This is a genomic window from Mesorhizobium sp. J8 (genome assembly GCF_016591715.1).
Taxonomy (GTDB): domain Bacteria; phylum Pseudomonadota; class Alphaproteobacteria; order Rhizobiales; family Rhizobiaceae; genus Mesorhizobium.
In genome coordinates this window covers 3,529,246-3,542,460 of the sequence record NZ_AP024109.1, presented here as the reverse complement: position 1 = coordinate 3,542,460, position 13,215 = coordinate 3,529,246, and the positions used below count along the sequence as shown (strand labels likewise).

Below are 13,215 nucleotides of genomic sequence, written 5' to 3'. Positions count from 1 at the left end.
CTGCGCACAGGGCGCCTAAGACCTTGAATTTACACGTCACGCAGCCAGAAATCGACCCCGACTTTCGGCTTGGGCCTATTTGGCGCAGGCACTGCCGCAATTCAATAGCCAAGTCATTGACCTCGGGCGAAACAACGGGCTAGCCCGCGCGGGAGTTTTCCCGCCCGAGCGAAAAATGTCTGACGTCATCGGCCTCGTCCTTCCGTTCTTCGGCATGATCTTCATCGGTTTCCTGGTGGCGCGCATCACCAGGCAGCCGCTGGAGGCACTCGGCTGGATGAACATTTTCATCATCTATGTCGCACTGCCGGCCTTGTTCTTCCAATTGCTCGCCAAGACGCCCTTCGAGCAACTGACGGAATGGAGTTTCATCCTGGGCTCGCTCATCGCCACCTACGCGATATTCACGCTGATGTTCGCCTGGTCGGTTATCGTTTCCCGCGGCGGCATCGCGCAGGCGACGATCACCGCCCTTGCCGCGGCTTACGGCAACATCGGCTATATGGGGCCGGGTCTTGCCTTGCTGGCGTTCGGCGAACAGGCGGCGGTGCCCGTGGCGCTGATCTTCTGCTTCGAGAACATCGTGCATTTCACCGTCGCGCCGATGATGATGGCGCTGTCGGGCAAGGAGAAGGCGCCACCGCTCCAACTGGCGCTCGGCGTCCTGAAAAAGATCGCGCTGCACCCCTTCATCATTGCGACGGCGCTTGGCGTTGGCGCCGCCTATATGGAGTTCCGCCCGCCGCTGCCTGTCGACCGTTTCCTCGACTATCTCGCACGCGCGGCCGCGCCTTGCGCCTTGTTCGCCATGGGTGTGACGCTGGCGCTGAGGCCGCTCAACCGCGTTCCGCACGAGTTGGCGTTGATCGGCGGGCTGAAGCTGATTGTCCATCCGCTGCTTTGCTATGTCGTGCTGAGCTGGATCGGCAATTTCTCGCCGACCTGGGTCTTCTCCGCCATGCTGCTCGCGGCGCTGCCGACGGCGACCAATGTCTTCGTGATCGCGCAGCAGTACGATGTATGGGTGCAGCGGGCCTCGGCCAGCGTGCTGATCACGACATGCTTTTCGGTGGTGACGGTGACCGCTCTGCTCTACGCGATCCGGCACGGAATCCTACCGGCCGACCTCTTTCCGTAGGCCGCCGGCAATGGCGCGAAAGCCGCTGCCCGGCCGCAATCCCTCGCGCATGAAGAAGGCGCGTAGCGGGGCGAAGCTGCCCAATGCATTGAGGCCAGCGCTGCGCGCCAGCTGCGCCGGCAGCATATCGGACAAGAGCGACATGTTGAGCAGGTTCACCGCGCCGCTGCGCGCCCATATGTCGGGCCGGCGCCTCGTGTCATAGGCGGCGAGGGCTCGGCGCGATCCGGGATCGCTGACGTTTTCACTCGCGATTCCAATCAGATCTTCGATATCCCTGATGCCGAGGTTGAGACCTTGGGCGCCGATCGGCGGAAACACATGCGCCGCTTCGCCGACCAGCGCCACGCGGTTTTGCGCGAAGCGGCCGGGCGAGGCCGCCGACAACGGATAGACCTGCCTACCCGGCTCGACCGAGACCCGGCCGAGCATCGATTGCATCTGTTCCTCGACACGCCCCGACAGGGCCGCATCATCGAGCGCGGCAAGCTCTTGCGCCGTCTCAGGCTTCACCACCCAGACAAGACTCGAGCGCTTGCCGGGCAGCGGCACCTGTGTGAACGGCCCCGTTTCGGTGTGGAATTCGGTCGAGACGAAGCCGTGCTCGCCGCGGTGGCCGAAATTGAGGACGAGCGCCGACTGCGGATAGGACCGCGCGAAGGCGCGAATGCCGGCGGCTTCCCGCGCCGGAGACAGGCGTCCGTCGGCGGCGACTGCGAGCGAAGCCGAGACTTCGCTGCCGTCGGCCAGCCCTGCATGGGCCTGGTCGGCGTCAAGGGCCCAGGACTCGACGGTGGATTTCAGCCAATGAATGCCGTCATGAGCTGAAACGGCTCTGGCAAGGACGGGGATAAGAGCCTTGTTCGGCAAATTGAGCCCGAACTGTTCCTCGCCGATCTCGCCGGCGCGGAAGGTCACGGTCGGACTGCGGATCAGTCGCCTTGTGGCATCGACGATTCGCATCGCCATGAGCGGCGCGGCCTGCGTCCTCAGTTCGGCAAGGACGCCCAGCCGTTCAAGGACCTTCAGCGCCGGATTCATGAGGGCGGTGGTGCGGCCGTCGGCGGTGTTGGCCTCAGGGCCGACCAACGTCACGTCGAAGCCGGCCCCGGCAAAGCCGAGCGCCGCGATCAGGCCGGCCGGACCGCTGCCGGCAACCAGGATGCGGGCTTTGTCGTTGTGCTCCACGCCAGGCTTCCACGATGCGAGGCGACCCGTCGGGCCTTTATCCGGATATAGGTCAGATCGGCCGGCTTGATCAACGCGGCGATTCAGCCCATTCGAGTGCCATGAGCGGCGAGCAGCACGATTTCAGCCATCTCGACCGCGCCGGCCGCGCGGCGGCGGGCGTCGCGCGCAGCCCGCGTCTCGCGGTCATGCTGACGATCGGGATCGGCATCGCCTTTGCCTGGTTCCTCCTCGGCGCGATGGCGATCCGTGGCGCCGAAGGCCGCCCCGCCGGCGCGCCCGGCGACATGCTGCTGAAAAACCTGCCGAGCCTGCCGTTGCCGGATTTTCTCGACCGGTTCTTTGCACTTTGCCTCGCGCCGGCACCGCTTGCAGGCCCGATCGGCCTGCAAGCGCCGGCGCTTGTGCTCATGTGGTTCCTGATGGCCGTCGCGACGATGCTGCCTTCGGCGGCGCCGCTGATCCGCACCTATTGCGAGATCGCGGATACCGCGAGGATCAATGGCGAAGGCGTCGTTCATCCGCTGGTGCTTGTTGCCGGATACCTCGGCACGTGGCTTGCAGCATCCGCCGGCTTCACCGCGTTGACGCTCGCGGTCTACGCCCTTGCCGACTCCGGCCGGATGCTCGATCCTGCCGTCGGCTTTGCCGGCGCCGCGGCGCTGCTCGTAGCCGGCCTCTATCAATTCAGCGGCCTCAAGCAGGCATGCCTGGAAAAATGCCGCAACCCGTTCTCGATCCTGTTCGCCAACTGGAGCGCGAAACCGGGCCGCGTCTTCCGGCTTGGCCTGAAAGAGGGCGTCTGGTGCCTCGGCTGCTGCTGGGCGCTGATGCTGGTGATGTTCGCCGTAGGCGCCATGAACATCTTCTGGATGGCGCTGATCGGCCTGTTCACCCTGATCGAAAAACAGACCACAGGCAGGGTGGCCAGCCGGGTCGCCGGTGCGATACTGCTTGTGTGGGCGGCAGCCCTGCTATTAGTTTCGGCATGAGGGGAGAATTCGATGACCGACCAAAGCTGGGCGATGAAAGGAGAGCTGGTACTCTCCTGCAATTGCACGGTTTTCTGTCCCTGCGTGCTGTCGCTGGGCAGCCATCCGCCGACCGAGGGTTACTGCCAGACCTGGGCCGGCTTCCGCATCGACGCGGGCCATTTCGGCGAAGTCGACCTTTCAGGCCTCAATCTCGGTCTGATCATGGAAATCCCCGGTTACATGAGCCGCGGCAACTGGACGGCCGGCCTGTTCATCGACAAGCGCGCCTCGATCTATGCGGTGAAGGCACTGGCCAAGATCTTCACCGGCAAGGCCGGCGGCACCACCTCGCTGCTGTCGATCCTCGTCGGGAAATTCCTCGGCGTCGAGCAGGTGCCGATCACCTACGAGACGCGCGACAAGACGCGCGTCTTCCAGATACCGAAAATCATCGACGGCGCGGTGACGCCTATCCCCGGCAAGGACCGCGAAAAAGATACGGTGATCACCAATTCCGAATATTGGATCGCGCCGGAGATCATCGTGGCGAAGTCCGACAAGAGCAAGATGCGCGCCTTCGGCCGCAACTGGAATTTCGCCGGCCGCTCGGCCGAAATCTGCAAGCTGGACTGGCGGGGACCGTGAGCAAGAACACAAGGGCCGGCAAGGCAGCCAAGAAGATCGCGGAGCGGATCCCGTTGCCGAAGAAGAAGGTGACGTGGCCGCAGGCGCGCGCGTTCTCCGTGCACCTGCTCACCGCGTCGGGATCGTTCCTTGCCTTCCTGTCGCTGGTGGCGGCGAGCGAGGAGCGCTGGACGGCGATGTTCTGGTGGCTGGGGTTGGCGCTGTTCGTCGACGGTATCGACGGGCCGATCGCCAGAAAGCTCGAGGTGAAGGAAATCCTGCCGACGTGGTCGGGCGAACTCCTCGACAACATCATCGACTACGTGACTTACGTGCTCATCCCGGCCTTCGCGCTCTACCAGCGCGGCTTCATGGGCGAGAACCTGTCTTTCCTGTCCGCGGCGATCATCGTCGTCTCCAGCGCGATCTACTATGCCGACACCGGCATGAAGACGAAGGAGAACTTCTTCAAGGGGTTCCCGGTCGTCTGGAACATGGTGGTGTTCACGCTCTTCGTCATCGAGCCCGGGCAATGGGTGTCTTTCGCCGTGGTGGTGGTTGCCGGCATCTTGACCTTCCTGCCGATCAACTTCATCCACCCGGTGCGGGTGGTGCGGCTCAGGTCGCTCAATCTCGGCATGATCCTCTTGTGGTGCGCCTTCGGCGCGCTGGCGCTGGCGCAGGCCGCGCTTGCCAGCTTCTACAACAAGATCGGAGTGCTGGGTGAGCAGGTCAGCGACTTCACCAAGATCGGTATCACCATCACCGGGCTCTATCTCGCCTGCATCGGGGGCGTCATGCAGATGTTCCCCAATCTGGGTGCCAAGAAGCCCTGATCCTGGATCAGGATATTTTTGGCCGAATGGTCATCCTGACCTAGCTATCTATCGGCGCACGATCTTCCGAAAATCGGCTCTCCCCGTTTCGGGGGTCATGCTCCGGTTCACGTACCCTTCAGAGAGTTGAGCGATGTCCAAGGCAATCCGCATCCACGCCAATGGCGGCCCCGAAGTCCTGGCCTATGAAGATGCCGATCCGGGCCAGCCCGGAGAAGGCCAGATCCTGGTCCGGCATACGGCGATCGGCCTCAACTTCATCGACGTCTACTATCGCTCCGGGCTTTATCCGCCACCCGGCGGTCTCCCGCTGATCCCGGGCGGCGAGGCGGCGGGCGTCGTGCTGGCGCTCGGCGCCGGCGTCGATTGGCTGAAACCGGGCGACCGCGTCGCCTATGCCGTCAATGTCGGGGCTTATGCCGAGCAACGGGTGATCGCAGCCGACCGCGTGGTCAAAGTGCCGGACGGCATCAGCGACGAGCAGGCGGCGGCGATGATGCTGAAGGGCATGACGGCGGAGTATCTCCTGCGCCGTACCTTTCCGGTGAAGGCCGGCGATACGATCCTCTACCACGCGGCGGCCGGCGGCGTTGGCCTCATCCTCGGCCAGTGGGCAAAGCATCTCGGCGCGACCGTGATCGGCACGGCGAGCTCCGCCGACAAGATCGAACTCGCACGGGCGCATGGCTTCGACCACGTCATCAACTACAAGGAGCAGGATTTCGTCGCCGGTGTCGCCGCGCTTACCGGCGGAAAGAAATGCGACGTCGTCTACGATTCCGTCGGCGCCGACACATTTCCGGGCTCGCTCGATTGCCTGCGGCCGTTGGGCATGTTCGTCAGCTTCGGCCAGTCGTCCGGCCCGATCCCGCCTTTCTCGATGTCGCTCCTGGCACAGAAGGGCTCGATCTATGCGACCCGGCCGACGCTCTTCGTCTACAACGCCAGCCGCGAGGATCTGGTGAAGTCGGCCGAAGCACTTTTCGACGTGGTCAAGAGCGGCGCCGTCGAGATCAAGATCAACCAGCGCTATGCGCTGAAGGACGCCGCAAAGGCGCAAGCCGATCTCGAAGCCCGCAAGACGACGGGAACGACTATTCTCATTCCCTAGAGCTTTCACGGCTTCACGCTTCCAGGCACCGTACCTCTAGCCGGCTGCCTTGTTTTTCAGCGGCTTGCCGTGCCCGAAGGCATGGCTTGCCTGAAAAGCGATGCTGATTTGCCGTTGTTCTCAGGAGATCTATCTTAACCCTTGAGTTTCCGCTGAAATTCTTGAAGCTCTTTCAAGTTGGGTGCTGCTTTCCGATGGGAGCCGGCCGCGCATACCATGCTTTCGGGAACACAGAACATATCCGGGAAACTGGATGGGAGGCACTGTGAGTGCAAATCATGACAGGTCGAACCTGCTCGAGGTTCGTGGCCTTACCAAGGTTTTCGGCACGCTGACGGCGTGCGACCACATCGATCTCAACATCGCGAAGGGCGAGATCCATGCGCTGCTCGGCGAGAACGGCGCTGGCAAGTCGACGCTGGTCAAGATGTTGTTCGGGTCGCTGGAGCCGAACTCAGGCGAGATCTTCTGGGATGGCAGGCCGGTCAAGATCACCAGCCCGGGCGTGGCCAAAAAGCTCGGCATCGGCATGGTGTTCCAGCATTTCTCGCTGTTCGAGGCGCTGACGGCGGCCGAGAACATCGCGCTTTCGCTCAATGACGGTTCGCCGATCAGCACCATCGCGGCGAAGGCGAGGGCGCTGTCCTTCAGCTACGGCCTGCCGCTCGATCCGGATACGCTGGTCGGAGACCTCTCCGTCGGCGAACGCCAGCGCATCGAGATCATCCGCTGCCTCCTGCAGACGCCGCAGCTCATCATCCTCGACGAGCCGACCTCGGTGCTGACGCCGCAGGAAGCCGATAAGCTGTTCGAGACGCTGGAGCGCCTGCGCTCGGAAGGCAAATCGATCCTCTACATCTCGCATCGGCTGGAAGAGGTCAAACGCATCTGCGACCGCGCCACGGTGCTTCGCCATGGCAAGGTCGTCGGCCACTGCAATCCGCGCGAGGAGACGGCCGCATCGCTTGCCCGCATGATGGTCGGCAGCGAGGTGAAGGCGGTGGTGCGTGCGCCGGCCGAGGGCATCGAGACCGCGCCGGCGCTGCTGGAAATCCGCGATCTCAGCCGCAAGCCGGCGACGCCCTTCGCAATCCCGCTCAAGAACATCAACCTCACCGTGCGCGCCGGCGAAGTGATCGGCATAGCCGGGGTCGCCGGCAACGGCCAGGGCGAGTTCTTCGAATCCGTCTCCGGCGAAGTGCTGCAGCAGGATGCCGGTTCCGTGCGCATCCGCGGCAAGGACGCCGGTGGCCTGTCGATCACCGGCCGGCGGCTGATGGGAGCCGCTTTCGTGCCGGAGGAGCGGCTCGGCCATGGCGCGGCGCCGCGCATGAAGCTTTCGGAGAACCTGCTGCTCTCGCGCCACGCCACCGACGGCAAGGCTTTCGTCGGTTCGGGCGGCACGGTCAAGAACGGGGCCGTTTACAGCGCCGCCCAGCGCATCATCAAAGCCATGGACGTGCGCAAGAGCGCGCCCGATCCGGAGGCCGCCGCGCTGTCGGGCGGCAACCTGCAGAAGTTCATCGTCGGCCGCGAGCTCGACCGCAAGCCGAGCGTCATGATCGTCAACCAGCCGACCTGGGGCGTGGACGCAGGTGCCGCCGCCCACATTCGTCAGGCGCTGATCGAGCTTGCCCGCAGCGGCTCCGCTGTCCTGGTCATCAGCCAGGACCTCGACGAATTGTTCGAGCTGTCGGACGCGATCGCCGTCATGCACAACGGAGAATTGTCGGCGCCACTGCCGATTGCCGAGGCGACGTTCGAGAAGATCGGCCTGTTGATGGGCGGCGCCGAGCCCGGCCACGCCGAACACACAATGGAGGTGGCATGATGCGCATCGAACTCGTCAAACGCCCGCAGCGCTCGGCGCTGTTCTCGATGCTGTCGCCCTTCATCGCCTTTGCGCTGACGATCATCGCCGGCGCCATCATGTTCGCGCTGCTCGGCGTCAATCCGCTCAATGCGTTCGAGATCTATTTCGTCGAGCCGATCAGCCAGGTCTGGCAGTTGCACGAACTGGCGATCAAGGCGGCGCCGCTGATCCTGATCGCGGTCGGCCTGTCGGTCTGCTACAAGGCCAACATCTGGAACATCGGCGCCGAAGGCCAGTTCATTTTCGGCGCGATCTTCGGCTCGATCATCCCGGTGCTGTTCCCGCAATTCGAAGGTCCGCTGGTGATCCCGCTGATGCTCCTGCTCGGCATGGTCGGCGGCGCCCTTTACGCATCGATCCCGGCGTTTTTGAAGACGCGCTTCAGCACCAATGAGATCCTAACCAGCCTGATGCTGGTCTATGTCGCGCAGCTTTTCCTCGACTGGCTGGTGCGCGGCCCGTGGCGCGATCCGCAGGGCCATGGCTTTCCGCAGACCATCCAGTTCGGCGATTCGGCCGTGCTGCCGGAACTGATGCCGGATGCAGGCCGCGCCAATTGGGGCTTCGTCTTCGCCCTGGTGGCCGCCGTAGCGATCTGGCTGATGATGAGCCGGATGTTGAAAGGTTTCGAGGTGCGCGTGCTGGGTTCCAGCCCGAGGGCAGGGCGCTTTGCCGGCTTCGGCTTCAACCGGATGGTGTTCTTCACCTTCCTTCTGTCCGGGGCGCTGGCGGGTCTGGCGGGCATCTCCGAGGTCTCCGGCGCCATCGGCCAGTTGCAGCCGGTGATCTCGCCCGGCTACGGCTTCACCGCCATCATCGTCGCCTTCCTTGGTCGCCTCAACCCGCTGGGCATCGTCGCCGCGGGCCTGGTGCTGGCGCTGACCTATCTCGGCGGCGAGGCAGTGCAGAGCGCGCTCGGCATTTCCGACAAGGTGGCGCGCGTGTTCCAGGGCATGCTCCTGTTCTTCGTGCTCGGCTGTGACACACTCATCCATTACCGCATTCGCCTGATCGGCATGGCGCTGATGAAGCCGAACGGCGGGAAGCTCGAAGCAGCGCCGAAGCTCGAGGAGGCCCGCTGATGGACATCACCGTCAACATCCTTTTGACCATCGCGACCGCGGCGACGCCACTTCTGATCGCGGCCATCGGCGAGCTGGTTGTCGAGCGCTCCGGCGTGCTCAATCTCGGCGTCGAGGGCATGATGATCATGGGCGCCGTCGGCGGCTTCGGCGCCGGCTACCTCACCGGATCGCCGTGGATCGGCCTGCTTGCCGCAATCATCGTCGGCGCGCTGTTCTCGCTGCTGTTCGCCGTCATGACGCTGTCGCTCGCGACCAACCAGGTGGCGACCGGCCTGTCGCTGACGCTGCTCGGCCTCGGCCTCTCCGGCATGATCGGCACCAGCTTCGTCGGCCAACCGGGCGTCAGGCTGCCCAACCTCGACATTCCGAGCATCAGTTCGATCCCGGTCGTCGGCAAGCTGATCTTCGGCCAGGATCCGGTGTTCTATATCTCGATCGCGCTGACAGCGGCGGTGATGTGGTTCCTGTTCAGGACGCGCACAGGGCTTACGCTGCGCTCGATTGGCGACAGCCATACGTCGGCGCACGCGCTCGGCATCAAGGTCATCCGCTACCGCTATCTCGCCGTGATCTTCGGCGGCGCCTGCGCCGGTCTGGCCGGCGGGCACCTGTCGCTGGTCTATACGCCGCAATGGGTGGAGAACATGAGCGCGGGCCGTGGCTGGATCGCGCTGGCGCTGGTGGTGTTCGCGTCCTGGCGCCCGTGGCGGGTGCTGGCCGGCGCCTATATCTTCGGCGCGGTGTGGATCGGCCAGCTTCATGCACAGGCTTTTGGCATTCCGGTGCCTTCGCAGTTTCTTTCTTCGCTGCCCTATCTGGCAACCATCGTGGTTCTCGTTCTAATCTCCCGAAACAAGCGGCTGACGATGATGAACACGCCGGCTTCGTTGGGGCAGCCATTCGTTCCGGATCGTTGAAAACAACAAAAAGACGGGAAGCTCCAAGGCTTAACTCAGAGAGGTAACACAATGAAAAAACTGCTTATTGCGTTGATGACCACGGCGGCGGCCCTGTCGCTGGCGGCAGCCGCCGAGGCCGCCGACAAGCTGAAGGCCTGCTGGGTCTATACGGGTCCGATCGGCGACTTCGGCTACTCCTACCAGCACGACCAGGGCCGCCTCGAGGTCGAGAAGGCGCTGGGCGACAAGGTCGAGACCGCCTATCTCGAGAACGTCTCGGAAGGCCCGGACGCCGACCGCGCTTTCGAGCGCCTGGCGCGCGAGAACTGCAAGATCATCTTCGGCACCTCCTTCGGCTTCATGGATGCCGAGGTGAAGGTCGCCAAGAAGTTCCCCAAGGTGATGTTCGAGCATGCCACCGGCTTCAAGACCGGCGACAATCTCGGCATCTACAACGCCCGCTTCTATGAAGGCCGCTACGTGCTCGGCCAGATCGCGGCCAAGGAATCGAAGAAGGGCCTCGCCGGCTACATCGTCTCCTTCCCGATCCCGGAAGTGGTGATGGGCATCAACTCCTTCATGCTCGGCGCGCAGTCGGTCAATCCCGACTTCAAGGTCAAGATCGTGTGGGTGAATTCCTGGTTCGACCCGGGCAAGGAGGCCGACGCCGCCAAGGCGCTGTTCGACCAGGGCGCCGACATCATCGTCCAGCACACCGATTCGACCGCCGCGCTGCAGGTCGCCGAGGAGCGCAAGCTGCACGGCTTCGGCCAGTCGTCCGACATGATCAAGTTCGCGCCGAACGCGCAGCTGACCTCGCTGACCGATGAATGGGGCCCGTATTACATCAGCCGCGTTCAGGCGGCGCTCGACGGCACCTGGAAGCCTGACAATGTGTGGCTTGGCATCAAGGACGGCGCGGTCAAGCTCGCTCCCTACACCAACATGCCCGACGACGTGAAGGCGATGGCGGAAGCCACCGAGAAGAAGATCGCCGGCGGCTGGAATCCCTTCACCGGACCGGTGTCCAAGCAGGACGGTTCGCCCTGGCTGAAGGACGGCGAGGTCGCGGACGACGGCACGCTGCTCGGCATGAATTTCTACGTCAAGGGCATCGACGACAAGCTGCCGCAATAAGGCGGGCACGTCGCAAAATCAGAAATGAAAAGGGCGCCGCGCGGCGCCCTTTTCATTTGGTGTCCCTTCGCGGTCGAGGCCGGTCAGACGGCCGATCCATAAAGATCATACGCATCCGCGCGCTCGATCTTGACGGTGACGATCTCGCCGGCGCGCAGCGGCCGCCGCGACTGGATATGCACCGAGCCGTCGATCTCCGGCGCGTCGTATTTGGTGCGGCCCTTGCCGGAGGTGCCATGCGCCTCGTCGATCAGCACGGGCAGGCGCTTGCCGACCTTCTTGGTCAGTTGCGCGGCCGAGATCTTCTGTTGGCGCTGCATGAAACGATGCCAGCGCGCTTCCTTGATCTCCTGCGGCACCTGCTCCAGCCCGAGGTCGTTGGAGCGGGCACCCTTGACCGGCTCGTATTTGAAGCAGCCGGCGCGGTCGATCCTGGCTTCGTCCAGCCAGTCGAGCAGCATCTGGAAATCATCTTCCGTCTCGCCGGGGAAACCGACGATGAAGGTCGAGCGGATGGCGAGGTCCGGGCAGACCTCGCGCCAGCCGCGGATGCGGTCCAGCGTCTTTTCGCCATGCGCGGGGCGCCGCATGTTCTTCAGCACCTGTGGCGAGGCGTGCTGGAAGGGAATGTCGAGATAGGGAAGGATCTTTCCTTCAGCCATCAGCGGAATGACGTCGGCGACATGCGGGTAGGGGTAGACATAATGCATGCGTATCCAGATGCCGAGCTTGCCGAGTTCCTCGGCGAGGTCGAGGAATTTCGCCCGCACCTCGCGGTCGCCGAACATCGATGTCTGGTACTTGATGTCGATGCCGTAGGCGCTGGTGTCTTGCGAGATGACGAGAATTTCCTTGACGCCGGCCTTGGCGAGCTTTTCGGCCTCGCGCAGCACGTCCGCGGCCGGGCGTGAGACGAGATCGCCGCGCAGCGCCGGGATGATGCAGAAGGTGCAGCGGTTGTTGCAGCCCTCGGAAATCTTCAGATAGGCGTAGTGGCGCGGCGTAAGCTTCACGCCCTGCGGCGGCAGCAGATCGACATAGGGATCGTGGCTGGGCGGAGCCGCCTCATGCACCGCCGCCATCACGCTCTCATAAGCCTGCGGACCGGTGATGGCCAGCACATTGGGATGTTTTTCGCGGATGACGTCCGGCTCGGCGCCGAGGCAGCCGGTGACGATGACGCGGCCGTTCTCGGAAAGGGCGGAGCCGATGGCGTTGAGCGACTCATCGCGCGCGGAATCGAGGAAGCCGCAGGTGTTGACGACGACGAGGTCGGCGCCGTCATGCTTGCGCGCGATCTCGTAGCCTTCGGCGCGAAGCCGCGTGATGATGCGCTCGGAATCGACGAGCGCTTTCGGGCATCCGAGACTGACGAAGCTGACGCGTGGGGCGGACATAAACTTGTTTTCCAAGAGGTGAGGGCGAGATCGAGGATCGAGCCTTTGGCTCCGAAGATCAATCTACGGCGGGCTTTGAGCCATTTTCGCGCGGCGCAATAGCACGCTTCGGCCCGGATGCAAACCTGCCAGCCGGCCGGAACAAGAGTGGCTCGGCAACCTATCCTCAATCAGCCTCAGTGGCCGTCCGGCCCGAACCAAGGCGCCAGGAAGGCAAAATGGTCGGGAAACTGCTGCACGGCGCCTCCGAGCAGCATGTTGATCGCCACGTACAAGATGATCAGCAGGCCGAGATAGGCGATCCAGCGATATCTATGGAGCAAGCGCGCAACGAAGGAAGCGGCAAAACCCATCAGGGCGATCGAAAGGGCCAGCCCGATGATCAGCACGGTCGGATGCTTCATGGCCGCACCGGCGACCGCGAGCACGTTGTCGAGCGACATCGAGACGTCGGCGATGACGATCTGCCAGGCGGCCTGAGAGAAGGTCTTGCGCGGCGCTGCACCGGCGATCCTGCCGTCCTTGTTGTAGTCGCCGTTCGACAGCGCTTCGGTCGCGTCGCGCTCATCCTCGTGGCTGACGCGCAGCTCGCGCCACATTTTCCAGCACACCCACAGAAGCAGAAGCCCGCCGGCGATGAGCAGCATGGGCCCGATGCTCAGCAGCCATTGCGTGATCAGTGCAAAGATGATGCGCAGGACGGTGGCTGCCGCGATGCCGACAAGGATGGCGCGCTTGCGCTGGTCCGCGGGAAGGCCGGCCGCCGCGAGGCCGATCACAATCGCGTTGTCGCCGGCAAGGGCCAGATCGATTGCGACGACCTGGAGGAGAGCTGAAAGGCCTGCGGCAGTGAATATTTCCATCGACTAGAAATCCTTGCCTGAAATGAGCATAGCCTTTACCCAGACGGGCCTAAAGGCATGGTCCATCGGCGTCAAGACGCAGGTTCGGGC

The 13,215-nt window shown here is 63.7% G+C and carries 12 protein-coding genes; 9 read left to right on the top strand and 3 right to left on the bottom strand.

Going from position 1 to position 13,215, the window contains the following annotated elements:
• Nucleotides 1-175: 175 nt before the first annotated feature.
• The gene (locus MJ8_RS17010) at nucleotides 176-1,138 is read left to right on the top strand and encodes an AEC family transporter (RefSeq protein WP_201410002.1); all 963 of its coding nucleotides are present in this window, start codon (nucleotides 176-178) and stop codon (nucleotides 1,136-1,138) included.
• On the opposite strand, the gene MJ8_RS17005 is transcribed toward MJ8_RS17010, so the two are convergent.
• Nucleotides 1,115-2,326 carry a UbiH/UbiF family hydroxylase gene (locus tag MJ8_RS17005; protein ID WP_201410001.1) on the bottom strand — a complete coding sequence of 404 codons (1,212 nt, stop codon included), beginning with the start codon at nucleotides 2,324-2,326 and terminating at the stop codon, nucleotides 1,115-1,117. The genes MJ8_RS17010 and MJ8_RS17005 overlap by 24 nt on opposite strands.
• A gap of 101 nt (nucleotides 2,327-2,427) precedes the next feature.
• Here MJ8_RS17005 and MJ8_RS17000 point away from each other — a divergent pair, with 101 nt between their 5' ends.
• The 8 genes from MJ8_RS17000 (at nucleotide 2,428) to MJ8_RS16965 (ending at nucleotide 10,865) form a co-directional block, all read left to right on the top strand.
• Nucleotides 2,428-3,318, top strand: a complete 891-nt coding sequence (locus MJ8_RS17000) for a DUF2182 domain-containing protein (protein ID WP_201410000.1) — start codon at nucleotides 2,428-2,430, stop codon at nucleotides 3,316-3,318.
• Nucleotides 3,319-3,330: 12 nt separating this feature from the next.
• Entirely contained in the window at nucleotides 3,331-3,945 is a 615-nt protein-coding gene (locus MJ8_RS16995) for a DUF1326 domain-containing protein (protein ID WP_201409999.1), read from the top strand.
• A gap of 53 nt (nucleotides 3,946-3,998) precedes the next feature.
• Entirely contained in the window at nucleotides 3,999-4,760 is a 762-nt protein-coding gene (gene pcsA / locus MJ8_RS16990; protein ID WP_201415466.1) for a phosphatidylcholine synthase, read from the top strand.
• Nucleotides 4,761-4,893: 133 nt separating this feature from the next.
• The gene (locus tag MJ8_RS16985; RefSeq protein WP_201409998.1) at nucleotides 4,894-5,871 is read left to right on the top strand and encodes a quinone oxidoreductase family protein; all 978 of its coding nucleotides are present in this window, start codon (nucleotides 4,894-4,896) and stop codon (nucleotides 5,869-5,871) included.
• Nucleotides 5,872-6,124: 253 nt separating this feature from the next.
• Complete coding sequence (locus MJ8_RS16980; protein ID WP_201409997.1) at nucleotides 6,125-7,702, top strand: ABC transporter ATP-binding protein; 1,578 nt, start codon at nucleotides 6,125-6,127, stop codon at nucleotides 7,700-7,702.
• Complete coding sequence (locus MJ8_RS16975) at nucleotides 7,699-8,826, top strand: ABC transporter permease (protein ID WP_201409996.1); 1,128 nt, start codon at nucleotides 7,699-7,701, stop codon at nucleotides 8,824-8,826. The genes MJ8_RS16980 and MJ8_RS16975 overlap by 4 nt, the downstream gene beginning before the upstream one ends.
• Nucleotides 8,826-9,746, top strand: a complete 921-nt coding sequence (locus MJ8_RS16970; RefSeq protein WP_201409995.1) for an ABC transporter permease — start codon at nucleotides 8,826-8,828, stop codon at nucleotides 9,744-9,746. The genes MJ8_RS16975 and MJ8_RS16970 overlap by 1 nt, the downstream gene beginning before the upstream one ends.
• A gap of 51 nt (nucleotides 9,747-9,797) precedes the next feature.
• The gene (locus MJ8_RS16965; RefSeq protein WP_201409994.1) at nucleotides 9,798-10,865 is read left to right on the top strand and encodes a BMP family ABC transporter substrate-binding protein; all 1,068 of its coding nucleotides are present in this window, start codon (nucleotides 9,798-9,800) and stop codon (nucleotides 10,863-10,865) included.
• An 83-nt stretch (nucleotides 10,866-10,948) separates the two neighbouring features.
• On the opposite strand, the gene rimO is transcribed toward MJ8_RS16965, so the two are convergent.
• Both rimO and MJ8_RS16955 read right to left on the bottom strand, forming a co-directional pair.
• Entirely contained in the window at nucleotides 10,949-12,262 is a 1,314-nt protein-coding gene (gene rimO / locus MJ8_RS16960) for a 30S ribosomal protein S12 methylthiotransferase RimO (RefSeq protein WP_201409993.1), read from the bottom strand.
• A 176-nt stretch (nucleotides 12,263-12,438) separates the two neighbouring features.
• Nucleotides 12,439-13,125 carry a TerC family protein gene (locus MJ8_RS16955; protein ID WP_201409992.1) on the bottom strand — a complete coding sequence of 229 codons (687 nt, stop codon included), beginning with the start codon at nucleotides 13,123-13,125 and terminating at the stop codon, nucleotides 12,439-12,441.
• Nucleotides 13,126-13,215: the final 90 nt, after the last annotated feature.